At 34.2% G+C, this 24,476-nt stretch carries 26 protein-coding genes; 17 read left to right on the top strand and 9 right to left on the bottom strand.

Translation table 11 applies throughout. The features are described from left to right. The first annotated feature begins 6 nt into the window (after nucleotides 1–6). The 7 genes from ACU68W_RS06100 to ACU68W_RS06070 all read left to right on the top strand — a co-directional run bounded on the left by ACU68W_RS06100 (nucleotide 7) and on the right by ACU68W_RS06070 (nucleotide 4,500). Nucleotides 7–318 (top strand): STAS domain-containing protein, encoded by a 312-nt coding sequence (locus tag ACU68W_RS06100; protein ID WP_035109375.1) that lies wholly within the window; start codon nucleotides 7–9, stop codon nucleotides 316–318. Continuing rightward, entirely contained in the window at nucleotides 318–662 is a 345-nt protein-coding gene (locus ACU68W_RS06095; protein ID WP_306479134.1) for an ATP-binding protein, read from the top strand. Before ACU68W_RS06100 ends, ACU68W_RS06095 begins: the two co-directional genes overlap by 1 nt. A gap of 4 nt (nucleotides 663–666) precedes the next feature. Then, on the top strand, nucleotides 667–1,443 hold the full coding sequence (locus ACU68W_RS06090; protein WP_446756287.1) for a SigB/SigF/SigG family RNA polymerase sigma factor: 777 nt from the start codon (nucleotides 667–669) through the stop codon (nucleotides 1,441–1,443). Further along, nucleotides 1,444–2,055: an ABC transporter ATP-binding protein gene (locus ACU68W_RS06085; RefSeq protein ID WP_094224024.1), complete on the top strand. Its 612-nt coding sequence runs from the start codon at nucleotides 1,444–1,446 to the stop codon at nucleotides 2,053–2,055. Between the two features lies 1 nt (nucleotide 2,056). Then, complete coding sequence (locus tag ACU68W_RS06080; protein ID WP_094224025.1) at nucleotides 2,057–2,830, top strand: ABC transporter permease; 774 nt, start codon at nucleotides 2,057–2,059, stop codon at nucleotides 2,828–2,830. 13 nt (nucleotides 2,831–2,843) lie between these two features. Next, on the top strand, nucleotides 2,844–4,202 hold the full coding sequence (gene fumC / locus ACU68W_RS06075; RefSeq protein WP_306479133.1) for a class II fumarate hydratase: 1,359 nt from the start codon (nucleotides 2,844–2,846) through the stop codon (nucleotides 4,200–4,202). 73 nt (nucleotides 4,203–4,275) lie between these two features. After that, entirely contained in the window at nucleotides 4,276–4,500 is a 225-nt protein-coding gene (locus ACU68W_RS06070; protein WP_311437606.1) for an LPXTG cell wall anchor domain-containing protein, read from the top strand. Nucleotides 4,501–5,751: 1,251 nt separating this feature from the next. On the opposite strand, the gene ACU68W_RS06065 is transcribed toward ACU68W_RS06070, so the two are convergent. Both ACU68W_RS06065 and ACU68W_RS06060 read right to left on the bottom strand, forming a co-directional pair. After that, a complete protein-coding gene (locus ACU68W_RS06065) occupies nucleotides 5,752–6,396 on the bottom strand; it encodes a DUF3841 domain-containing protein (RefSeq protein ID WP_446756286.1) in 645 nt (214 codons plus the stop codon). After that, nucleotides 6,396–7,052, bottom strand: a complete 657-nt coding sequence (locus ACU68W_RS06060; RefSeq protein ID WP_094224029.1) for a YoaK family protein — start codon at nucleotides 7,050–7,052, stop codon at nucleotides 6,396–6,398. Before ACU68W_RS06060 ends, ACU68W_RS06065 begins: the two co-directional genes overlap by 1 nt. Before the next feature lie 119 nt (nucleotides 7,053–7,171). On the opposite strand from ACU68W_RS06060, the gene ACU68W_RS06055 reads away from it, so the two are divergent. Together ACU68W_RS06055 and ACU68W_RS06050 are read left to right on the top strand one after the other, a co-directional pair. Continuing rightward, the gene (locus ACU68W_RS06055; RefSeq protein WP_094224030.1) at nucleotides 7,172–8,278 is read left to right on the top strand and encodes a sulfurtransferase; all 1,107 of its coding nucleotides are present in this window, start codon (nucleotides 7,172–7,174) and stop codon (nucleotides 8,276–8,278) included. Further along, the gene (locus tag ACU68W_RS06050) at nucleotides 8,279–8,668 is read left to right on the top strand and encodes a hypothetical protein (protein ID WP_094224031.1); all 390 of its coding nucleotides are present in this window, start codon (nucleotides 8,279–8,281) and stop codon (nucleotides 8,666–8,668) included. 23 nt (nucleotides 8,669–8,691) lie between these two features. Here the strand turns inward: ACU68W_RS06050 and ACU68W_RS06045 are convergent, their stop codons facing one another. After that, complete coding sequence (locus ACU68W_RS06045; RefSeq protein WP_094207883.1) at nucleotides 8,692–9,126, bottom strand: DUF3139 domain-containing protein; 435 nt, start codon at nucleotides 9,124–9,126, stop codon at nucleotides 8,692–8,694. 9 nt (nucleotides 9,127–9,135) lie between these two features. Next, nucleotides 9,136–9,534: a DUF3139 domain-containing protein gene (locus tag ACU68W_RS06040; protein ID WP_094224032.1), complete on the bottom strand. Its 399-nt coding sequence runs from the start codon at nucleotides 9,532–9,534 to the stop codon at nucleotides 9,136–9,138. Between the two features lie 107 nt (nucleotides 9,535–9,641). Between ACU68W_RS06040 and ACU68W_RS06035 the strand changes: the two genes are divergently transcribed. Genes ACU68W_RS06035 through ACU68W_RS06025 form a run of 3 tightly spaced genes read left to right on the top strand, consistent with a single transcriptional unit; the run spans nucleotide 9,642 to nucleotide 10,213 of the window. Further along, complete coding sequence (locus ACU68W_RS06035) at nucleotides 9,642–9,827, top strand: DUF1659 domain-containing protein (RefSeq protein WP_094206588.1); 186 nt, start codon at nucleotides 9,642–9,644, stop codon at nucleotides 9,825–9,827. Nucleotides 9,828–9,838: 11 nt separating this feature from the next. Further along, the gene (locus tag ACU68W_RS06030) at nucleotides 9,839–10,057 is read left to right on the top strand and encodes a DUF2922 family protein (RefSeq protein ID WP_094224033.1); all 219 of its coding nucleotides are present in this window, start codon (nucleotides 9,839–9,841) and stop codon (nucleotides 10,055–10,057) included. Between the two features lie 9 nt (nucleotides 10,058–10,066). Beyond that, the gene (locus ACU68W_RS06025; RefSeq protein WP_002835918.1) at nucleotides 10,067–10,213 is read left to right on the top strand and encodes a YvrJ family protein; all 147 of its coding nucleotides are present in this window, start codon (nucleotides 10,067–10,069) and stop codon (nucleotides 10,211–10,213) included. A 131-nt stretch (nucleotides 10,214–10,344) separates the two neighbouring features. On the opposite strand, the gene ACU68W_RS06020 is transcribed toward ACU68W_RS06025, so the two are convergent. Then, on the bottom strand, nucleotides 10,345–11,466 hold the full coding sequence (locus ACU68W_RS06020; RefSeq protein WP_094224034.1) for a transglutaminase-like domain-containing protein: 1,122 nt from the start codon (nucleotides 11,464–11,466) through the stop codon (nucleotides 10,345–10,347). A 69-nt stretch (nucleotides 11,467–11,535) separates the two neighbouring features. Further along, the gene (locus ACU68W_RS06015) at nucleotides 11,536–12,075 is read right to left on the bottom strand and encodes a rhodanese-like domain-containing protein (protein WP_094224035.1); all 540 of its coding nucleotides are present in this window, start codon (nucleotides 12,073–12,075) and stop codon (nucleotides 11,536–11,538) included. A gap of 219 nt (nucleotides 12,076–12,294) precedes the next feature. Here ACU68W_RS06015 and ACU68W_RS06010 point away from each other — a divergent pair, with 219 nt between their 5' ends. The 3 genes from ACU68W_RS06010 (at nucleotide 12,295) to ACU68W_RS06000 (ending at nucleotide 15,782) form a co-directional block, all read left to right on the top strand. Then, nucleotides 12,295–13,884 carry a potassium/proton antiporter gene (locus ACU68W_RS06010; RefSeq protein WP_094224036.1) on the top strand — a complete coding sequence of 530 codons (1,590 nt, stop codon included), beginning with the start codon at nucleotides 12,295–12,297 and terminating at the stop codon, nucleotides 13,882–13,884. A 76-nt stretch (nucleotides 13,885–13,960) separates the two neighbouring features. Beyond that, nucleotides 13,961–15,142: a cation diffusion facilitator family transporter gene (locus tag ACU68W_RS06005; RefSeq protein WP_446756285.1), complete on the top strand. Its 1,182-nt coding sequence runs from the start codon at nucleotides 13,961–13,963 to the stop codon at nucleotides 15,140–15,142. A gap of 1 nt (nucleotide 15,143) precedes the next feature. Beyond that, the gene (locus ACU68W_RS06000; protein WP_446756284.1) at nucleotides 15,144–15,782 is read left to right on the top strand and encodes a phosphatase PAP2 family protein; all 639 of its coding nucleotides are present in this window, start codon (nucleotides 15,144–15,146) and stop codon (nucleotides 15,780–15,782) included. 33 nt (nucleotides 15,783–15,815) lie between these two features. Here ACU68W_RS06000 and ACU68W_RS05995 read toward each other — a convergent pair whose 3' ends face one another. Further along, on the bottom strand, nucleotides 15,816–16,073 hold the full coding sequence (locus ACU68W_RS05995; RefSeq protein WP_316529698.1) for a hypothetical protein: 258 nt from the start codon (nucleotides 16,071–16,073) through the stop codon (nucleotides 15,816–15,818). A 10-nt stretch (nucleotides 16,074–16,083) separates the two neighbouring features. Beyond that, entirely contained in the window at nucleotides 16,084–16,584 is a 501-nt protein-coding gene (locus ACU68W_RS05990) for an ECF transporter S component (RefSeq protein WP_446756283.1), read from the bottom strand. A gap of 397 nt (nucleotides 16,585–16,981) precedes the next feature. Between ACU68W_RS05990 and ACU68W_RS05985 the strand changes: the two genes are divergently transcribed. Further along, nucleotides 16,982–22,705, top strand: coding sequence for a cell wall-binding repeat-containing protein (locus tag ACU68W_RS05985; protein ID WP_446756282.1), 5,724 nt, complete (start codon nucleotides 16,982–16,984; stop codon nucleotides 22,703–22,705). A gap of 96 nt (nucleotides 22,706–22,801) precedes the next feature. Continuing rightward, nucleotides 22,802–23,977, top strand: a complete 1,176-nt coding sequence (locus tag ACU68W_RS05980; protein WP_094205002.1) for an MSCRAMM family protein — start codon at nucleotides 22,802–22,804, stop codon at nucleotides 23,975–23,977. Between the two features lie 64 nt (nucleotides 23,978–24,041). On the opposite strand, the gene ACU68W_RS05975 is transcribed toward ACU68W_RS05980, so the two are convergent. Next, nucleotides 24,042–24,440, bottom strand: coding sequence for a DUF3139 domain-containing protein (locus tag ACU68W_RS05975; RefSeq protein ID WP_446756281.1), 399 nt, complete (start codon nucleotides 24,438–24,440; stop codon nucleotides 24,042–24,044). Nucleotides 24,441–24,476 lie beyond the last annotated feature (36 nt).

Genomic DNA, 24,476 nt, shown 5'->3' with positions numbered 1-24,476 from the left:
AAAATTATGCAATTAAACTACGATATAGTCACAAAAGACGAAATAATTGTAAGAATCCAAGGTGATTTGGACATCAACACTTGCGACGAATTCAGAGATGATTTATTGGAAGAATACAAGAAAAATCCAAAAGACATCAGAATTGATGCGACAGATCTTTCATTTATAGATTCAACAGGACTTGGTGCTTTGATAAAAGTGTACAACGAACTAAGAGATAATAACCACAAAATCTACATTGACAATATCAAAAAACACGTCAATAAAGTGTTCACGATAACTGAAATGGACAAGATTTTCGTAATAAAGGAGATATAATGGAAGAATTCAGATTAAGTTTTCAAAATGAAAAAGAAAATGTATCTCTTATAAGACTTTCATCATCTTTCATTGCGATGAAGTGTGGATTTTCAGTGGACGATATTGAAGATATCAAATTGTGCGCGAGTGAATGCTTGAATTTGCAAAGAAACAGATCCAAAATCATCGATTGTACAATGACTATTGACGATGAATCTTTAACACTAATCTTCAAATTAGATGGATTTAATCCACGTGAAAACAACGAAAAGGATAAAATATCGGAAATGATTATCCAATCCTTAATGGATGAATACGAAATCAATGGAAGTGAGATAAAAGTAATCAAGAATAGGAAATAATATTATGGCGAATAAATCAATCAAAAAAGAAGAACAGGAGAATATTAAAGAATTATTCTTGAAATTCCAAGAAACACGAGACAAGAAGACAAGGGATACTCTCGTTGAAAAAAACCTGTATATCGCTGAAATATTGGCTAAAAAATACACAGGAAGGGGAATCGAATACGATGATTTGTACCAAGTTGCATGTATTGGACTAATCCTTGCGATTGACCGTTACGATCCATCAAAAGGCTACGAATTCTCCTCCTATGCAACTCCTACAATAGTCGGAGAAATCAAAAAATATTTCAGAGACAAAGGCTGGGTCATCAGAGTTCCACGCCGTATTCAAGAACTAAACAAAAAAGTTGCCAACGCCAAGATTCACCTTGCACAAACTATGCAAAAATCTCCAACAGTTGAAGACATCGCAGATTACTTGTCGATATCCAACGAAGAAGTTTTGGAAGTGTTGGAAGGGGCGAAGGTGTATGCTCCACAATCATTGGATCAATCGATCGATCAATCAAGTGACGACAGGGACACTAATCTTAGCGATTTGATTGGAGAAGAAGACAAGGACATGTTGCAGTTTGAAAACAGGGATTTAATCAACAGATGCATGGAAGATTTGAACGAAATGGAGAAGAAAATTCTTATAGGAAGATATATCGACAAGAAAACACAAATCGTGATTGCGGAGGAATTGGATATTTCGCAAATGACTGTCAGCAGAATGGAGAAGAAAATTCTCGAAAAATTCAAGGCGTCACTCAAGGAGCAACTGGAATTTTAAATGGAAATTTTGAGATTTGAAAATGTAAAATTCATCAAAGAGTACGATGATTTTTCTATAGATAAAAACGAAGTAGTTTTCGTTGTGGGTAAGAGTGGAAGCGGCAAATCCACTCTTCTCAAACTTATCAACAACACATTACAACTGAAATCGGGCAGAATTTTCTACAAAGATAAAAATATTTTGAATATCAAACCAGTTGAATTGAGAAGAAACATCATAATGACTTCCCAGGAAAATTTCTTGTTTGATATGACTATAAGAGAGAATTTCCATGAGTTTTACAAGCTACGCGATTTAGAAGAATTAACTGACGATGATATCACGAAGTTTTTGAAAATCACTAACTTTGATGTGGATGTGAACTTAGATGTTGAGAAACTTTCCGGAGGAGAAAAGCAAAGGGTGTTCTTGGCGATTGCTCTTAGCCTAAATCCTGAGGTTTTGTTATTGGATGAGCCTACAAGTGCGTTGGATAATAAGACTGCATTTGATATGATGAAAAATATCGTGGATTACTGCAAACACAACGACATTACACTTGTAGTTGTGAGTCACGCTAGACAATTAGTCGACGAATTTGCAGATAAAATAATCGATTTGGGAGAATAAAATGGGAATAATTAAAATACCATGGACTAGGTTCGTTCTGATTTATTTGCTTTTGTTAGTTGTGTTATTCGTAATGAAGAAATGTCGTATCAACAAAACAAAAATGCTAGTTGTAGCAAGTGTTCGTATGACTGTACAACTTATAATCGCAGGGTTCATTCTAACTTATGTGATAAATTCGAACAACAATTTATTTGTAATAATTTACATATTGATAATGGCGGCATTCAGTAGTTTGAAGGTGTTCAAAGGAAATCATTTATCTGACAAATTCAAGGTGATAATTGGGCTTAGTATATTATTTTCGGGATTGCTTGTGGAGTGTTTCTACGTAGGATTTGTAATAAGAAAACCGATTTTTGATGCGCAATATGCGATTCCAATTTCTGGGATGCTTTTCGGAAACACGATGACGGCTGTGAATTTGGGAGTAAATTACTTAAACGAAAATCTGAAACTAAACAAAAATAAAATCACAACGTTAATTAATTTGGGAGTAAGTGCAGACACAGCACTCATTCCTATTGTCAATCGATCCGTAGAAATGGCGATACTACCGAATTTGAACAGCATGATTGCGATGGGAATTATAAGTCTTCCTGGAATGATGACAGGACAAATCCTATCCGGAGTTAGCCCAAACACTGCAATAATTTATCAGATATCTGTGATGATAGCCATCTGCGCGAGCGTTAACATTGCAAGTTTCTTGTCGCTTTATTTGGGATACAAAAGTTTGATTAATAATAGAGAGCAAATAAATTTTGAATTATAATTGGAGGAAAAAAATGAGAATTGAAAAGGATTCTATCGGTGAAATCGAAGTAAGTGACGATGTTTTGTGGGGAGCACAAACTCAAAGAAGTTTCAACAATTTTAAAATTGGAACAGAAAAAATGCCACTTGAAGTCATCAAAGCGCTCACAAGATTAAAAAAAGCGTGTGCGATTTCTAATAACAAATTGGGAAAACTTACAGACGAAAAGAAGGATTTGATTGTGGGTGCATGTGATGAAATCTTGGATCACAAACATGACAGCGAATTTCCACTAGCTGTGTGGCAAACTGGATCTGGAACGCAATCCAACATGAATGTGAACGAAGTTATCGCACACATCGCAAACAAAAAGTTTGGTGACAACATCATTCATCCAAACGATGATGTGAACAAATCCCAAAGCTCCAACGATACATTTCCATCTGCAATCCACATTGCACTTAAACATATGATTGATTCAGAACTAATCGAAGAATTAGAAAACACTGAAAAAGTCTTGGAAAAATTGATGGAAGAAAATAAAGATATCATCAAAATCGGACGTACACATTTGCAAGATGCAGTGCCTCTAAGATTGTCACAAGAAATATCGGGATGGCTTTTCATGATTAGAAAAGGCAAACAACACATCATTGAAGCAAGCAAAGCGTTAAACGAACTTGCAATTGGAGCTACAGCCGTTGGAACAGGACTCAACGCAGTTAAAGGATTCGACCAAATGGTAGTAGATGAAATAAATGCCCAAACAAAAGGAGAATTCGTCACTGCAGAAAACAAATTCCACGCACTTACATCAAAAGATGCAATAAGCTATACTCATGGAGCAATCACAGCCCTTGCTAATAATTTGATGAAAATTGCAAATGATGTGAGATTTTTGGCGAGTGGTCCAAGGTGTGGAATCGGAGAATTATCAATTCCAGCAAATGAACCGGGCTCATCAATCATGCCAGGCAAAGTAAACCCAACACAAGCAGAAGCATTAACTATGGTTTGTGTGCAAATAATGGGCAACAACACGACAATTCAAGTCGCAGCAAGCCAAGGAAATTACGAACTAAACGTATATATGCCTGTGATTATATATAACGCGTTGCAATCAGTACGACTAATCAAAGATGCTACAAAATCTTTTACAGATAATTGTCTAAGAGGACTCAAAGCAAACAGAGAAGTCATCGATTATTATTTGAACAATTCGTTGATGCTAGTCACTGCACTTAATACCAAAATTGGCTACGACAAAGCTAGTACAATCGCAAAATACGCACACAAAAACAACACAACACTTAAACAAGCTTCCCTTGATTTGGAAATTCTAACAGAAGAAGAATTTGACGAATACGTCGACCCTACAAAAATGTGCTAGTTAAAAAAATATTTTATATTGAAAAATAATAATATAAAATATATAATAAGTATGAGGGTAATGGGGGGAGAATATGAAAAAGAAATTAACGATATATGTGGTAGCAGTGATGACGTTTCTGATGCATATTGGATATGACATAAGCTACGGTCAAAATGAAAGTAACATAATGTTGGCTAGTACACAAACTTTGCCAAAAGCAGGCATAGACAACGAGCATATTTTAATAAGCATCGCTTGTTTAATAATAATTACTGGTGCATTTTTTGTGTTTTTTAAAAAAAGAGAAAAGAAGTAAGAAATTACATTGCTGACATGGGTTAGTAATTTCATTGCTAACGTAGGTAAAGTTTACGCAGTTAAGCATATTGCACATATGCTTAGCTGTTTTTTGTTGCTTAGGTAGGTGAATAATTGCTTTGCTAAGGTAGGTAAGTTTTACGCAGATTAAGCATATTGCACGAATATCTAGACTACGAAAATAAATAAATCCTAAGCTCATAAGCCTAAAATCGCAAACTCGCTGACGCTCAAACAGTGCGATTTTTGACGGCTTATTTCACTTGGATTTATGTTTATTTTCTCCGTATGATATTCTTAGCAATAAGGCTTAACTGCTTTTTTTGATGCTTATTAAAATACTTTATAGAGAAGAATAAAGATGTGTAGAAAACCAAAATTACTGGTAATAATCTACGAGAATTTTTTTCGGCGAAATTTGTCGGATTTTTCCAAGGGAAATCTGAATGTAATTTTGGTAATCTACTTTTTGGAATTTATCTACATACTTGATTTTAAAATGGGGGATTTTGTGTAGAAGAAGTTTGTTATTTGAATATTTATTGCTTAGATAGGTAAACTCACGCAGTTAAGCATATTGCACGAATATCTAGACTACGAAAATAAATAAATCCTAAGCTCATAAGCCTAAAATCGCAAACTCGCTGACGCTCAAACAGTGCGATTTTTGACGGCTTATTTCACTTGGATTTATGATTATTTTCTTCGTATGATATTCTTAGCTTTAGATGATTTTTTTAGTTGCTTATTAAAATACTTTATAAGGAAGAAAAAAGATGAGTAGAAAACCAAAATTACAGGTAATAATCTACGAAAATTTTTTATGCGAAATTTGTTGGATTTTTCCAAGGGAAATCTAAATGTAATTTTGGTAATCTACTTTTTGGAATTTATCTACAGATGTAGCTTCGGTTCTAAATAAAAAAATCATCAAGCACGAATATCTAGACTACAAAAATAAATAAATCCTAAGCTCATAAGCCTAAAATCGCAAACTTGCTGACGCTCAAACAGTGCGATTTCTTGACGGCTTATTTCACTTGGATTTATACTTATTTTCTCCGTATGATATTCTTAGCTTTGGATGATTTTTTTTGATGCTTAGGCATGTAAGTAAGGGCATTACTAACATAGGTAAATTAAGCATATTGCACGAATATCTGTATCCTAACGATATTCTAAGCAATAAGGCTTAACTGCTTTTTTATTTTATCAACAAAAAAATCTTAGATTTAATTGTCTAAGATTTTTACAAATAATCTATTAAATTTTCTTCTGATATATCTATTGGGTCGTCATGGTAGTATACTTTGATGATCATGTCTTCTGTGATTTCCCAGATGTTTCCTTGGACTGCGAATATGTTCCATTTATCGATGTCGAAGATTCTTTTGTAGCTTTGATAAATTTTGTTGTATTCTTCGGGATAGAGGTATCTGTAATCTTCGGATCCTATTAGAAATGGGTTGGGCATTTTATTATCTTTTAAATATTTGTAGTATTGTTTCAAATCGTCTTCATCTATTGGGACGTAGTGGTTGTTGAGGACGTAGTCCCATTTTGCTCCATCTAGATAGACTATCTTTTCTGCGGGTACTTTGAGGCAATACGCTACGGAGTTTTCGTCTGGTTTCATGCAGTTTTTGTTGCTGACTGAGCACCATATTGGCAGTTTTACATCATCTGGTTTGGGGACGATTTGTTCTGCTTGTTTGACGAAGTATGTGTATTTTTCTCTGAAAAACTCATATATGTCTCCCAAATGTTCGCTTGCGTATTCCAATTTGTTGATGAATCTTTTTTCTTTTTTTAATACGTCTAGTGATCTTTTATCTTGCATTGTGTAAAGCATTACGTATCCATTTGTTTCCTTTGGGTTTTTCATTTGTTTCATTATTTGTTCCTTTCTGTTTCGTGCATTATTATGAATGCGATTAGTATTACAACAGGAAGTATGAAGATTGATTTTGTGGAGTACACAAAAGATGTTAGTGTTCCGATTATACAGCCTAGTATGAATATCAAGATTGCAGAATATGTCGTAAATGATGCTTTGAGTAGGTTGTTATCTTTTGTGTAGAAGTAGTCGATGAGTCTGTCGGTTGCTTTTTTCAAATTACCTGTGCACATTGTCGTCATTAAATCTACTCCATTGAATCTTCGAAACGCTTCGATTTGCATTGCGCATACGAATGATATTAGAAGACATGCTAATTTGTTCAAATTTTCTGGGATAAATCCAACTAATGCGAGGATTATTCCTTCAAAAACTATGATAACTTGTCTCCAATGTACTATTTTCATGTATTTGTGCTTTTTCTCAAATATTCTAACCAAAGTTGTCCCCAAAATGAATGCAATAATCGGCATAACGTAGCGCACTATTTTGTCCAAATTCCCGTAGCAAATATTAATCGAGAGTAACACGAGGTTTCCTGTTTGTGCGAATGCGAAAACTCCACCACGGGTTACGTAGCTATAACTATCCAAGAATCCTCCGATTAGTGTTAGTATGAACATAATTTGTAAACTTTCAGATTTCTGTGTCATTAAATCACCTGCTTATTTGATTATATTATACCATTTTTTAATTTATAGAAAAAATCAATAAATGATTTGAGTGTGGTGTGATATAATATATATGTAAAAAATTAATTCTAGGAGGAATTATGAAAAAACTATACAAATTATTGCTATTAGTTGCTGTTGTGAGCATGGCTTTCACTTCATGTGCTAAAAACGACGACAAAGATAACACTAAACAAGAAGAAAAAACAGAACAAAAGACTGAACAAAAATCAGAAGAAAAACAAGAAGAAAAGAAGGAAGAAGCTTCAAATAAAGAAGTTGACAGAGAAATCTTTGTTGATCCACAATATGTAAAGGATGTAATCGACGGAAAAAGCGATGTAAAAGATTACGTTGTGGTAGAAGCTACTTGGGGAGAAGCTAAGGATAGCCCTGATTATTTGAAGGGAAATGGTCACATCAAAGGAGCAATCCACGTTAACACAGATTCTGTCGAAGTTGGTCCAGTGTGGAATTTGAGAAAACCAGAAGAAATCGAAAAAGCATTGTTATCACAAGGAATTACAAAAGACAAGACAGTTATAGTTTACGGACCAAATACTGGAGCAACAAGAGTTGCATTCACTTATATGTATGCAGGCGTTGAACACGTTAAGATTTTAAACGGTGGAATTAAAGCTTGGAAAGATAAAGGATTTGAAACAGAAACTACTGAAAACAAACCAGTCGCAGCAACTGATTTTGGAACAAAAATCCCAGCTCATCCAGAATATTTGATTTCTTTGGATCAAGCAAAAGACAAGCTTGAAAACGACAAGAACTTCCAATTAATTTCTATCAGAAGTGAAAAAGAATGGAAGGGAATTGAATCAGGATATTCTTACATTCCAAAAGCAGGAGAACCAAAAGGAGCATTGTGGGGAAAATCAGGAAAGGACAATTCAGATATGTCTTACTACACAAACCCAGATGGAACTTACAAATCATTCGACGAAGTTAAGAAAATGTGGGAAGAACAAGGAATTTCTACAGACAAAGAAATGTCATTCTACTGTGGAACTGGTTGGAGAGCAACATTGCCATGGTTTATGGCGTTTGAAAACGGATTAAATCCAACAATATTTGACGGTGGTTGGAACGAATGGCAAATGCACAAGGAACTTCCAGTACAAGTTGGAGATCCAAAAGACAAGGATGTTCAATTCACAACAGTTGATAAGTTGCCAAACGACAGAGCAACAAAATAAATGAAAATATTTAGAAAAATTTTATCGATAATTCAAATCATAGCATTACTTGCGATATTCATCATACACTATTTCACCAAACACAAAATGGGAATGCAACGACATGTAATGTACAAAAACATGATGTTCGAGCAACAAGTAAACATGAACGTAGTAATGCCTGTGGTTATAGCAGTGATGATTTTAATGTTTGTGTATTTAACTTACAAAATCATCAAACACAAAACATCCAAGCTAGAATACGTGCTGTTCGTAAATCTGTTCGTATTTGCAATACTAATGGCAAATTTTTCCAAAAACATATTTGAATTGGATTACAACGTAGCCATTGTCTTATCGTCAGTGGTTTGTATACTACAATTTATAAAAGCAACAAGCTCATCTTATTAGATGAGCTTTTGTTTTGTGGAGAATTATTTCCATGTGTTTAGACATTTTTGATACTTAATATAATCAGCAAACGGCTTTCTTGCAAGGTAGTTGTGATTGTCTATCATATTTTTTTCTTTTTCTAATTTTTTATCATAAGCAAAACAAAACATCTTGTTGTAGTTATTTTTTCTAGGATTCAAATAAACATTGGAGTACAAGAAATAACGGTACTCATATTGTGTATTGGGATCATCTTTGAAATATATCGTAAAACATGTAGTGTTCTTACTTGCATAATTATATTGTTCTATTGATTTGATGTTTGATCTGTCGGTTCCTTGTAAAGCTAGGACTTGATCGAGTTTTTTGTTTGCGAAATGGTTTTGAATTGGATGATCAACAACCCACCACACAACATTGTAAATCAAGAAAATACAGATCACAATTTTGATAAATTTGAATAATTTATTTTTCATATTTACCTCCTAATACCATCCATCAGTGTATTTCATGTATTTTGCCTTTTTAAAATAAGTGTTACCAATTGGACTTCCAGTAGCGTATTCGTAAATAGAAACACTGATTTTGTTGGTATCTTCAAACAAATGTGGCAAATTATATAAGCTAAAATTAGTTAAATAATAACTGTAATTGTATTCAAGCAATGGATCATCCTTAAAAATCACATCAAAATCATAATCCCCAGTTTTATAATTATAGCTTGATGAAATCTTCAAAATATTATCTTTATTAGTTCCTTGTTGTTCCATGAAAGAATACAGCCTGTGTTTTCCACAAAAATATTGAACTGGATGATTAACAGTCCATCCAACAATTAAGTAGACGATTACAATCGTAAGTAAAATTTTTAATAACCTTTTCATAAATTTCAAAACCTTTCTTGTCTTAATTACATTATACCCAAATTTTTCAAATCAGAATAGTAATAACTCTCCTACAAATGTATGTATAAATGAAAGGGGGAGTGAAAATGAAAAAATTAAAAATCACTTCAGTAAATGATGTAAACGGAACACAAAAGAAAAGTTCCAAAACTTTCAGTAACTTATCATCAACAGTTACTAACGAAAACTTGAAAAGTGCAGCGTATGCAATCAATTCATTAGTAGATTCTGATGAAAAACATGCGTACGTAGTAGAAGAAACAGAACTTTAGGAGGTATTTAAATGCAAGAATATTTACAAATCAAAATAGGCAATGATTCAAATGAAACAATGACCATCAATTTAACTAACTATGACCGTGCGAAAACTGAACAAGAAATCAGTAAAGTAATGGACAAAATCTTAGAAGCAAAAACATTCACTGGCAAAAAAGATATCTACAACAAAAAAGTCTCAGCAGATGTAATAACTGTAGATAAAAAACCAATGAACATACAATAAGGATAACAAATGGACGAATTCTTAAGTTTTGTCGGTAACGTCGGCTTTCCCATTTCAGTGACAGCATTTCTTCTAATCAGAGTTGAATCCAGATTAGAAGATATCAAAATCTCCATTGAAAAGCTGAACGCCATCCTCACTAACTTAAACAGATAACCTTAATTTCATATATCATTTCCTAAAATTTTTCTAACGAAACGGTAAGTCTCACACGAGATTTATCGTTTTTTACGTTCAAACAAAAAATCGACTCATTAAGAGCCGATTTTCTTACTTAAATTTACAATTTATTTTGCTTCTTCAAATTTGATGTTGTATTCAAAATCTGTTGGATTGTAGTAATCAAGAGCTTTACCTTCTACTTCTGCGTATGGATAACCAAAGTTATTAAGTGGTTTGTCGTCTTGTTTTGGTTCAAGAGTAAGATCACGACCTGTAGTCAATGCTACACGAAGTGAATCCATTCCACCCCAATAATAATCAGCAAGTTCTTTTGTTTTTTCATCAGATTTGTCTAGTTTTTGTTTCAAAACAGTTTTCAAAACATCGCCTGGATCTGCTTTAACCCAACCTTGACCTTGAAGGTAGAATTCAGACCAGCAGTGTTGACCTTTAGTTTCATCGTCAGATGCTTTCTTGCTCATTCTTACACCGAAGATTTCACGTGCAGGAACGCCAGCTGCTCTACACAAAGCTACAAAAACTGAGTGAATGTCAGTACATTTACCTTGTGGCATATCCAATAATTTTTCAACTTCACCAGTACCGCAACCTTTTACAGATTCGTCACGGTTCATATTAGCGATAGTCCAATCGTAAATTGCTTTTACTTTGTCCAAATCAGTAGTCTTGCCTTCAGTGATTTTGTCAGCAAGTTCTTTAACTTTACCATCAACAGGCATCATGCTGTTTGGTTGTAAGAATTCTTTAAGTTCGTCTTTTTTAGCTTGGTCTTCTTTTTCAGTAAGTTCTCCTCTTTTGATTTCCTTACGTTCAGCATCAAAAGATAGTGAAACCTTACGGTCAGTTGCTTCATTGTCCCATTCAACATAAAGCATTTTGTTACCTAACTTGTCAGTAGTTTGTTGTTGTTTAGCGTGAGCTTCATCCAAATCCACCTTAACGTTAGAAATCTTTTGGTATTCTGAATCTTGTGGAATTGGTAACCACAATTTTACAGATTTGCCTTTATCGTATTTTGACAAATCAACATTTGTTGTCAAAGTTCCTTTTCTTTCTGCGAAGTTTTCTTCCTTCTTTTCTTCTTTTTTGATTTCTACTTTATTAGTGTCTTCCTTTGCAGTTTCTTCCTTCTTAGTTTCAGTAGTTTCTTGTGAGTTATTCTTAGCACATGCTGATAAACTAACTACAAATACTAATAAAAGTAAAATCTTTAATGCTTTTTTCAAAAAACATCCCCCTTTATATATTTTTACATAAAATTAGGCAATATATGAAATATTGCCCAATTAAATATCTTATTTTGCTGCAGAACCTTCGATTTTATATCCTGCATCCATCCAAGCAACAATTCCGCCTGGGTGACGATATACATTTGTAAATCCAGCTTCTTTTGCGATAGTTGCGCCGACATCACTTCTAGCACAACCAACAAAACCACAGTATACAACAACAGTTTTGTTTTTGTCATCGCCCAAAGCTTTCAAGAAAGCTTCTTTTTGTTCTGGTTTTAATTCGTCTGCTTTCATAGGCAATTCTGCATTTACAGCGCTAGGAATTCTGTTTTTGTCAAAAGATTTAGCTGGCATAGTGTCCACTATAACCATGTCTTTCTTTTGGTCAATCCATGAATTCAAATCTTCTGTAGATACAAGTTCATATCCACCCTTGTTTACAGCTTTTACAAGTTTCATACTTGCAGTTTCAATTTTTTGTTCGTTACCGTCTTTTGCAGTTCCAGGACCTTTGTTATCAGCTCCAGGAGCAGCTTTTTGGCAACCAGTTGCCAATACTAAAATCATGGCAAACAATGTCAAAGCTTTAATGAATTTCTTCATTATGTAATCCCTCCTAAAATATTCTATATACTTATTATATCGTAAAATTTGTATTTCATTTATTGAAATAATTTATAAATGGGCTGTTTTCATGGTAAATTTGTGTCATTTTCTATAAATGACATATAATTATTAGATTTTTATACAAATAATCAATTTACGATTATGATATACTATAATTAATTTAACGTTTTACTATCAGTTTCCCAAGGAGGATTTATGTATATTTTAATCGTGGCCGTGGTGCTTTTGTTGGCGCTTTTGGCTATTAAATTTTCAAATAGATATGGTATTCCGTCGTTTCTATTGTTTATTATTTTAGGAATATCGTTTAATTTTTTCGGGAAAGATTTCAATAATTACAGGTTTGTGGACGAATTTTCAAGCGTTGCGCTTTTGATTATTATGTTTTACGGTGGTTTTGGTACGAATTTGAAAATGGCAAAACCAGTGACAACGCAGGGAGTTATCATGGCAAGTGCAGGTGTTGTGTTGACATCTGTTCTTACGGGAGCTTTCTGTTATTTTGTACTTAAAATCAGTTTTGTGGAATCCATGCTTTTGGGTTCTGTTGTAGGTTCCACGGATTTTGCTTCGGTGAGTTCGATTTTACGAAGCAAGAATTTGAATCTTAAATATTCCACTGCATCAATGCTTGAAATCGAAAGTGGTTCTAACGACCCGACAGCTTACACTATGACTATGATTTTCTTGTCGATTTTGATGGGGTCTAAGACTTCTGTGTTCAAACTGATTTTGCTTCAAGTTGGAATTGGGCTGTTGATTGGTTTTTTGATGGCGAAATTAACCGAAAAATTGATTTTTAAGATAGATTTCTCACAAGACGGTCTGTTCACTGTTCTGATTATTTCCTGCGCACTTCTAACTTTTGCGATTAGCAAGAATTTGGGAGGAAATGCGTTCTTGTCAGTGTATGTACTGGGAATTATGATTGGGAATTTGGAATATTATAGGAAGAAAGAGGTTGTGTTCTTCTTCGACGGTTTTTCGGGAATAATGCAGATTGGTTTGTTCTTTTTGCTGGGACTTTTGGCAGATCCTAAAAGCATCGTAAAGGCTGTTCCTGTGGCTTTCTTGGTGATGGTTTTTATCACAATTATTGCAAGACCATTGGCAAGTATACTGCTTTTGAAACCTTTTGGCTATAAGAAGAATCAACTTATTGTAATTTCTGCGGCGGGTTTCAGAGGTGCGGCTGCGATTGCGTTTGCGATTATGGTTATAAATAGTAACGCAAAGTTATCTGTGGATTTGTTCCACATAATTTTCGTGATTTGTCTGTTGTCTTGTTTAATTCAAGGATCCCTTTTTCCGATTATTTGTAGGAAAACCGATATGATTGATCCTGACGATACTGTCCTTAAAACTTTCAATTATTACAGTTCTAAAAGCGATGTTGGTTTTATCGAAACTAAAATAAATGAGCACAGTGAACTTGTAGGAAAAAAGGTTAGCGAGATTGGGCTCCATTTCGATATAATTGTTGCAAAAATTATAAGAGATAACAAACTTGTAGTTCCACGTGATGATACTGTGATTTGTGCAGATGACACTGTTATAATTGGCGGCAAATCTTATTTTGATCCGACAGGTTACGGTTTGGTTGAAATCACAATCAGCGACAAAAACAACTGGAATGGTAAGAAGTTAAAGGATATCGACATGATTGATTCTGAACTTGTGGTTATGATTCAATCAAAGAACGGCGAAATCATTGTTCCTACGGGCAATGTTACGCTTAACGTTGGGGATAAATTGATAATTCTAAAAGAAACAGTAAGATTGTAAATATTTTGTTAATTGTGAACATTTGATATAAACTCTGATATAATAATAAAATAATTACATTTTAAGGAAGGATTTTATGATAGATTTTTTGATTCAAAAATTTGTTAAAAATTACGAGGACACGCAAAGCTTCACTACGCGTAGATCATACGGGAATTTGAGCAGTGCTGTGGGATTGTTCATTAACTTATTTTTGTTTTCTACTAAATTAATAATAGGATTACTCACTAATTCCATAGCGATAATGGCTGATGCTATCAACAATTTATCGGATTGTTTCAGTATTATTCTGATGGTTCTAAGCTTTAGTATGAGCACTAAACCCGCCGATGAAAAACATCCGTACGGTCATTCACGATTGGAGTACATCTTCTCGTCATTGATTACGATTTTGGTCATTTACATCGGGGTGAAATTGGTCGTTGCATCATTCAAGAAGATTATTCATCCGGAAATCATCACATTCAACATTTATTCGTTGATTGTTCTAATCGTAGCGATTGTGGCGAAGTTCTGGCTAAGCAAATTTTACTACAAAATTTCCAAGAAAATCGACTCGGATTTGTTGATGGCAACATCTGTGGATTCAAAAAGCGACTGCATATCCACATCCATCGTACTTATATCTGTTGTAGTGTTCAAATTGACGCACCTTAACATCGACGCATACATCGGACTTTTGGGTGGTGTTATCATCATCAAAAACGGATTTGAAATGATAACTGACACTGTGGATAAGCTTTTGGGAACAGGTGCATCCAGAAAATTCGAGCGTGAAATCATTGATTTCATCACATCTTATGATGGAATTTACGGTGCACACGATTTGAGAGTTCACGATTACGGTCCAGGTCACATCTTCATAACTGTGGATGTCGAAGTGAACAGCTCCGAAGAATTCATCAAACTTCACTCATTGGTAGACAAAATCGAGAGAGATTTGATAGAAAAAAAGGGCGTGTATTCGACGATTCACATGGATCCGTTGGCAGTCAACAATCCGAAAGTTCAAAATTTACACGAAATTGTCGAAAAAATCATCACCGATGTCAACGAAGATTGGATATTGAACGATTTTAGGATTTGTCCGAAAAAAGAAGGCGATGAAATGATTTTTGACATCAGAGTAGATATAGATGAAAAAATGGAAGACAAGGAAATAGTTGATATTGTGAAAGGCAAAATCCTATCGCAAATCACTGACTACAAGCCAATTATAGCGATTACAAGAGGATATCAAAGAAGAAACTTTTATTAAAATGAAAAACATTAAACGAATTTACGATCAAAACCCACTCAAATTCATACTAGAAGTCTATGCAGTGTATTTGGTGTGGTTTTTTGCAATGGAAAAAATACCCAATAGAAACTATCACATAGTATATTCGAAACTAGACGACTACATTCCTTTTTATAAACCAGCGGTACTTATGTACTCATCGTGGTTTTTGATGCTAGTGATACCATTTGTGTATTTACTAAAGAGAAAATCATACGATAATATGTACAACATAATCATTCCGATGTTTTTGGCGATGTATATCTCACTGATAATTTATGTGATTTATCCGACAGCACTTGACATCAGAGTAACTGATATCACTGGAAATGATATTTGTTCGTGGATAATCAGAAAAATTCAGGGGATTGATGCCCCGAATAACGTGTGTCCAAGCATTCACGTCTCGACAACCGTGATAATAGATAACCAGTTTCGAAAAATATTGAAAAATAGCAGCAAACTAAAATTACTGTTCATATTGTGGGATGTGGGAATTTGCATAAGCACAATGCTTGTCAAACAACACAGCATCATCGATGTGATGTGCGGAGTTGTCCTCGCACATGTGATACTTTTCGTATTCAACAAAAAACAAAACACAGCTTATCACTATTAGTGACAGGCTGTGTTTTTTGGTTTGTAGAATAATTTATTTGTTTGAAACTGGGAAAACAAATGATAATATCATTAAAATCGCAAACGCGAAAATTGATATAACATTGATTATAACATGCAATAATCTGAGATTTTTGTCGGATATTTGATTTCGTAGCGCCAAATTCAAAATAGCGAACGGAATCAAATACAACAAAACAAAACCTTGTTGACCGAATCCATCAAAAAATATCAGTCCGATTAATGCAATAATTTGTGCCAAATAAGAAAATGGTATTAGTATTTTCTTCATAAAATACTCTCTAGTCTCTCAATATAGATTCAGTTATTTTCAAAAATCTCTTCCAAATAAGTGCGAATATCACAAAATTCACAGCAGCTTGGACTGAGTTTGGAAGAATTGTAGCGATTGCCGTCTTGTTTCCGTAAAGAATTACAGATGTGAAGTAATATCCCACAACCATCACCAATTCGCAAATAATTCCAGCAGTTAGAACTGTGGATGTTTTTTGATTGTTGATTTTCTTCAAGAACAATCCCATTACAAGTGCCATCAAACCTTTGACTACGAATGTAAACGGTGCAAACGCCGCATAACCAAGCAATAAATCCGCCAAGCTTGATCCGAATGCTGCGGCAATCATTCCTATAACTGGTCCGAATGCGACAGTGGATAATAATATAATGAAGTCTCCAAGATTAACATAACCCATCGCAGGTGACACTGGGATTTTGATTACCATCGTGAAAAACGTTGTAAGTGCAATGAAAATCGCTGTTGTTGTAATTTTTCTAGTATTCATTTAATCCTCCTCTCATATATTATAGAGTATTTGTGTGGTGGTTAATAGTAACAAATTCTGAAAAAATTATGGTAACAGATTTCATAATAAAATTTGTTAGAAAAAATATTTTTGAAAAATAATGTAATAAAAGGGCACGTTTTACACATTAATATTCACTAAAATAATAAAAAAACAATAAACAATAAATGTTATCAGTAATTTGTCCAAATAAAACAACTTAATTTGCAAAATGCGTGGATTATTATATTTATTTTGATGAAAACGATAAAAGTATATTTATGAAATACGAATTTCAAAATTAGTTTGACATTTACTATTTTGTTAAGTAAAATTATGTTATGAGCAAAAAGCAAATATTTTGCCGTTTTTGCGGATAAAAAAGTAGGAGGGAAATATGAAACCATATTCCAAAAAGTTTTTAGCTGGTGTGTTATTGTTTTCATTGGTATTGCCGAGTGCAACGACATTCGCAACTAATCAAACAGACAGCACTACATATGCTAAACTTCAAGAACAAGGCGTAAAGGCAGACCAAGAAGTCAAAGTTATCGTAGAAACAAGTGACAAGGCTGCTATTGAAAGAGAACCAAACGTAAAGAGTGCGAGATTCTCAAAAGCTGTGAAGGCATCTGAAGCAGATGTTAAGAAAACTTCAGAAAACATCAAAACTAAACTTAACAAAGAAAACGTTAAAGTTGACAAAGAAGATGAATTTTCTGCAGTTATCACAGGTTTCTCAGCTAAGGTTAAAGCAAAAGACATCGATAAATTGAGAAAACAATCAGGAGTTAAAAAGGTTACAACTCAAATGAAAGCTGAAAGACCAAAAGGAGCGTCTCCAAGCTTGGCTACAGCTCCAAAAATGATTAAGGCTGATACTTTGTGGAATCAATACAAATTCTCAGGACAAGGAATGTTAATTAGTATTATAGATACTGGTGTCGATCCATCTCACAAAGACATGAAATTATCTCCTGAAATTGAATCAAAATATAAGAGCAAAGACGAAGTAAACAAAGTTATTAAAGAAAACGGATTAAAAGGTAAATGGTACAACAGAAAAGTTCCTTATGGATACAACTACGCTGACGAATCTCAAGAAATCAGAGATTCTGGTATCGGTGGATTCCACGGAATGCACGTAGCTGGTATAGTTGCTGCAAATGGTGATGCAGAAAATGAAGGAGTAAAGGGAGTAGCACCAAACGCACAATTATTAGCGATGAAGGTATTCAGCAACGATGCATTAGTATCTACAGTTTACGAAGAAGTATGGTTGAAAGCGATTGACGATTCCGTAAAACTTGGTGCAGACGTATTGAACATGAGTTTGGGAATGGGATCAGGTTATAGTAGAGATGGCGTGTCTCCAACAAATGAAGCATTCAATAGAGCTAAAGCTGCCGGAGTGGTTTGCGCAGTTGCCATGGGTAATGACCGTGTTACAAACTGGGGTGGCGAAGGCAAGACAAACTTAGCTATTAACCCTGACTTTGGTACTACAGGACACCCTGCAGTTGCAGATCCATCTTATGCAGTAGCATCAATGGAAAACACAAACCTTAAAGGAAGAAATGTTTTAGTTGAAGGAAAAGATATTGCTATTTCAACAGGTACTGCAGAAGGCGCAGACGAAGATACAACTACAGGATACCGTGAATACGTTCACGTTGGATTAGGAAATACTGAAGAAGATTACAATGGACAAGATGTAACTGGTAAAATAGTTCTTGCACAAAGAGGAGTTGCTTCATTTAATGATAAGGCTGTCTTAGCAAAATCAAAAGGTGCAGCTGGTATTGTAATTTACAATACTCCTGATGGCAACAACTTGTCATTTATGTCTGGAATGGAAAATAAAGAATTCCCTTCTGTATTTATTAGCAACGAAGACGGATTAAAATTAATCGACTTATTAAAAGAAAACCCAGAACAAAAAATCAACATTACAGAAGTAAAATCTGTTAAGAATGATAAGGGTGGACAAATGAGTGAATTCTCATCTTGGGGAATCACACCTGATTTGAGATTAAAACCAGACATAGCAGGTGTTGGTGGTAACATTTATTCAACAATAAATGAAGATAAATACACTATGATGAGTGGTACATCAATGGCAACTCCACAAGTTGCAGGTGCAAGTGCATTAGTAATGCAAAGATTGTACAAAGATGGTTGGTTAAAGAGAACTGTTGATGGAAAACCAGACCCAATCCAAGAATACTTGACAGTATTGGTAATGATGAACACAGCGACTCCTGTAAAAGACACAGAAGTAGATGAAGCTTCATTGTACACTCCAAAACAACAAGGAGCGGGACTTGTAAACCTTGAAAATGTTGTTAAGACAAATGCAACTGTAACAGCTACAGGTGGAAAAGATACAAAGGAAGACGGTAAATTAGAATTAGGAGAAGTTGGAGATCAATTCAACGCTACATTCAAATTAAAGAACTACTCTAAGAAAGATATCACATTTACACCAAAATACATCTCATTAAAAGATGAAGTAAAAGATGGTAGATACACTGAACATTCATCAGTTGCAGAAGAAAATACATTGCCACAAGTTACAGTAAAAGCTAACAGCGAAGTAACTTACACTCAAACAATATCTACAAAAGGAATTGATAAGAATCAATTCGCACAAGGATATGTAATGTTCAAATCAGACACTAATCCTACACTTTCAGTTCCTTATACTGGATTCAAGGGCGATTGGTCAGAGCCACAATTCTTGGACAACATGCCTGATTTCAGCAACGATGTTAACTACAAACCAATAGTATATCCTAATGGTGGAATAGATAAAACAGGATTTATGAGAAGACAAGAAAAAGGTGGATGGAACTACTGGAACGCTTGGAATGTCGATGGTAAACCAACTGTATTCGTTAATTCATTAGGAAAAGATAAAGGAATGAATAATGAAGTTGCACCAGTAATCACAATCATGAGAAACGCTCTTGATGTAAAATACGACATCTTGGACAAAGATGGCAAAACATTGAGAAACTTATTCATCGACCCAATTCTTCTAAAAGTAAATGGATTGTACAAAGGTGGAGACAGCCAACACAGATTCGAATACGTTCCTGGTGGAGCTGCTTGGGACTTCAAAGACAGGAGTGGAAAATCTGTTGATGAAGGACAATACATCTACCAAATCACAGGTCACGTAGACTACAAAAATGCTAAGGAACAAAAATATCAATACAACATAGTATTAGATAACACAGCACCAACATTAACTTACAAATACGACAAAGTAAACAGAGAAATAACTGTAATTGCAAAAGATAACTTAGCAGGTGTATTTAGCGTAGGATATGAAAACACTACAACTGGTAAATGGTATGAACAACAAGTTCGAGAAGATCATAGATACGATGATATTGGAATAGTAAGAGATTACTCTTATACATTCAAAATAGCTGATGGATTTGACTTGTCTAACCTAAGCATTTACGCTTGGGATAATGCAAGAAATGTTATCGGTAATAAGATTGACACAGGCATAACTTCTAACATCGAAATCAAACCTATAGAATTGAAAGTAAACGATCCAATTCCAGGATTAGATGAAATCAAAAAGCACATCGTTGGATTACCAAAAGATGCTGAAGTTAAAATATTAGACAATAAAGATAATATTAAAGCTACTGACAAACCTGGTGAATTTGGAATAGAAGTATCTGTTAAGATTGGCGATATGGAAACATATTACTGGATTCCAATCATCGTAAAATCTGAAGAAAAGAAAGAAGAACAACCAGCAAAACCAGAACCAGAACAACCAAAAGACACTACAGTTTACAACTTACCTGTAATCAAGGTTGAAAATCCTGATTATTATGCAGCATTTGGTAAACACGAAGACAAAGACAACCCTGATGCATACAAGAAGATCCATATAAAAGGTAATGTAACTAAGATTAAACAATTAAATCATTTGACATTAACTATCACAAAAGATGGTAAGAAGGTTGAAGGAACAGAAGTTCAAGAAATCAAATCTAAAAAAGAAGGAGACAGCAATTTCTCATTCGATCACGAATTAGACATCTCTAACTTAGAAGATGGACGTGTTTACGAATTACAAATCAAAGCTGAAGGTGAAAATGTCAGAGGAGATGGCATCCAAGATACTATCATCAGAAGAATCAGAAAAGACTACGTTGCTCCAACAGTTGAATACACTGTAGAACATAAAGATGAAAAAGCTCCAATGGCTAAGATCAAAATAAAAGGTCATGAAAACATGACTTACTTGGAAATGTATCTTGACGGATCAATGCTTTCAAGAGTTGACAAGACTTGGGATAACTTTGAACTTGAAAAAGGCGTTAACGGAGAATTCGAAATAGAAGTTCCATTGGAAGTTGGCGAAAACACATTCAAAATCAAAGCATCCGACGATGCTGGAAACGAAACATTACAAGATGTTGTAATCAACAGAAAAGATCCTAATGCAAAAGATCCTGTTAATACAAAAGAATTGACAGAAAATATGCTAAAAGCACATTCAATTGTATCAGTTCGAGAAAAATACGATGTAACTGATGAACAAATAGCTGAACTTAACAAATTAATCGAAGAAGCAAAAACTGTTATTAATGAACAACAACCACAAGACAAGGTTGACGAAGTTAACAACAAATTAAAAGAAGCATTAGCTAATATCAAAGAAAAAGAAGCTAAGAAAGTTGATAAGAAAGAACTTATCGGTCAAAAAGAAGATGCAGAAGAATTGTTGAAGAAGAAAGAAGTTAAATTAACTGACGAACAACAAAAAGCATTACAAGATTTGATCAAAAAAGCTGAAGACTTAACTAAGAAAGAAGATGCAACTCAAGAAGAAGTTGACAAATTAGCCAAAGAAATCAAAGACGAAATAGCAAAGATTCAAGAATCTGGTAAACCAGGCAAGGAAAACCCAGCAAAACCAGGACAACCTGGCAAGGAAAACCCAACAAAACCAGAACAACCTGGCAAGGAAAATCCAGCAAAACCAGAAAAACCAGGAAAAGAAGATCCAACAAAACCTGGCAAGGAAAACCCAGCTAACCCAGGAACAACAACACCAAGTGTACCTGGAACACCAACACCAAGTAACCCTGGAACAACAATTCCAAGCGTACCTGGAACAGTAACACCAACACCAAGTAACCCTGGAACAACAACTCCAAGCGTACCTGGAACAGTAACACCAACACCAAGTAACCCTGGAACAACAACTCCAAGCACACCAGCTGAACAACAAAAAACTACAACAAGAGTAGCAGGAGCTGACAGAATTCAAACATCAGTAGAAGTATCCAAGAAATACTACAACTCAGCTGACACAGTAATCATAGCAAACTACGAAAAATTCGCAGACAGCTTATCAGCATCAGCATTATCAAAAGCATTAAAAGCACCAATCTTGTTAGTACAAAAAGATCAATTAGATTCAGTAGTAGCACAAGAAATCAAGAGATTAGGCGCTAAAAATGTAATCGTAATAGGTGGAGACCACTCAGTAGATAAAGCTAAAAACAGCCTAGCAAAATACAACGTACAAACAATAGCTGGTTCTGACAGATACGAAACAAGCGCTAAGATTGCACAAGAAGTAATCAAGCTAACAGGAACTAAAAAAGCTGTAATAGCAAGTGGAGAAGTATTCGCAGACGCATTAACAGTAGCGCCACTAGCTAACAAAAACAACATGCCAATACTACTTGTACAACCAAACAACATACCAAAAGCAACACAAGAAGTATTGAAACAAATTGAAGAAGTAATAATTGTAGGTGGAGAAAAGACAATCTCTAAAGAATTAGAAAACAAACTTCCAAACCCTACAAGAATAGCAGGAGCAAACCGTTACGAAACAGCAAAGAAGATTTACGAATACGGCTTCAAAGATAGAAAAGAAGTTAACATCGCAAACGGAACAGTTCCAGCAGACAGCTTAGTAATAGGCTCTATTGATTGCCCAATATTATTAGCAGAAGCAAATGAAATTCCAGAAGCTACAAAACAAGCTTTCGAAGAATCAAAATTTGAAAAAGTTAATGTATTTGGTGGAGAAAACTCAATAAGTGAATCAGTTGTAAAAGAATTGATCAAATAGAGTAAAAAAGTCGCACGATAATATCGTGCGATTTTTTTGGCTAAAATTGGGAAAAAACGCTTCTTTTGTGATATATTATTAAATAGGAGAAGTGTTATGAAAATTTTGAAAAAACTACTATTTGTTTTAGTGGTGATAATTATGATACCTCAAATCACCACAGCATCAGAAATAGATAAAATAGACAATATAATCAATCCAAATAGAGGACAAAATGATAGTGTCAGCAAGAAAATTATGCAAAACTTTAAAACTAACTTATCATTTGCAGTAAAACAAGCGATGGATGAGGATAATGCTATATTAAAAATTACCGTATTGGACAAAAAAAGCAAACCAATACCGAAAGTTGAGATAATAGTAACTGATCTTCAGACTGGCAAATCTCGAGAAAATCAGACAGATGAAAAAGGAGAAGCACAATTTTATAAGCTTGCACCATCAGAACATTCCGTGAAGGTAGTGTCTGCTCCGTCGGGATATTTCTTCGATGAACAAAAAGTTTTACTTGAAAACAACACCGATAATTCCAAAACTTTGATTGCCAAGACAAGAGAGGACAAGGACAAGAAATACAAAATAACTTATAGAATAACCGATAAATACGCTGTTGCCCTGAAAGAAATAGATGTCAGATTGCAATCGGATACAAAAGAATACTTGTCAAAAACCGATATGTTTGGTTATGCGTATTTTGAAGTAGAAGATCCTGGAAAATATCAGGTGTACGTGGATAAAATGAGTGAATATTTTGAAAAACATGACAATTTCAAAATCAATGACATTGAGATTAATCCAAATTCAGAAGAATCTATTTATAGTTCACAAATAAACGCACAAATCAAAAAAGAGTTCGAATCAGCACTTATAATCAACGTGAAAAAAGCCGACAAACCACAAGAAAAAGTTCTGGTTTCATTAAAAGATAGAAGAACAGATATGTATGCATTCCAGTACACAAATAAAGAAGGAAAAGCAGTATTCGACAATTTGTTTCCGGGAAACTACGTTCTTACTGTAAATAACGAAGATAGATTGACTGAAAACGGAGTCGGAGGAGTTATTTTAAAAGAAGGGCAAGTGCGTGAGTTCGATGTAGTATTGTCACAAAGTGATTTGTCTAAGAAATCCCTTGTGGTAGAAAAGAAAGAACACGTCGATGAAAAACTCCCAGAATCGGGAAATAAAGACGAAAGAATGATGATTTTATTCTCTGTGGGAATAATAGTGTTGGCGTATTTATTTTTGAACAAACACAAAGATACGAATTAAAAATTACCTAGAAAAAAAGTGAACCACAAAATTTTGGTGGTTCACTCTAAAATCTAGGTAATTTTTATTTATTATTTGTTAATTTATCTTCCCAATCAAAAGGCAAAGGAGGGTATTTGAATTTTTCTCTTTCATTGACATCTAATGACTTATATTTGCCATTTAAATTGTATTCTATTGAATACACCATGATTTCTTTATAATGAGTATAAATATAGTTAATTGAGTATCCTTCAGGATCTTTTAATTTAACCTTGTAATCATAAGAACCTTCCAGATAGTCTTTAAAAGATGTTATCTCTTTTATGTTATCTTTTTTTATCCCTTGAACTTCCATGTATTTGTACAACTTTTTGTATCCGTAATGTCTTTGAACGGGAACAGCCATAATCCATTTTATACCTACAAAAACTATAAGACATATTAGTAGTATTTTGACTATTGAAAACTTTTTCTTTTTCATTGTTTTATTCTCCCTTCTATAATATTATTATACCCC

This window comes from Finegoldia sp. P2-F-LR, assembly GCF_052932265.1.
Note: the sequence above shows the minus strand (reverse complement) of the source record. Positions and strands in the feature narration are given on the sequence as shown.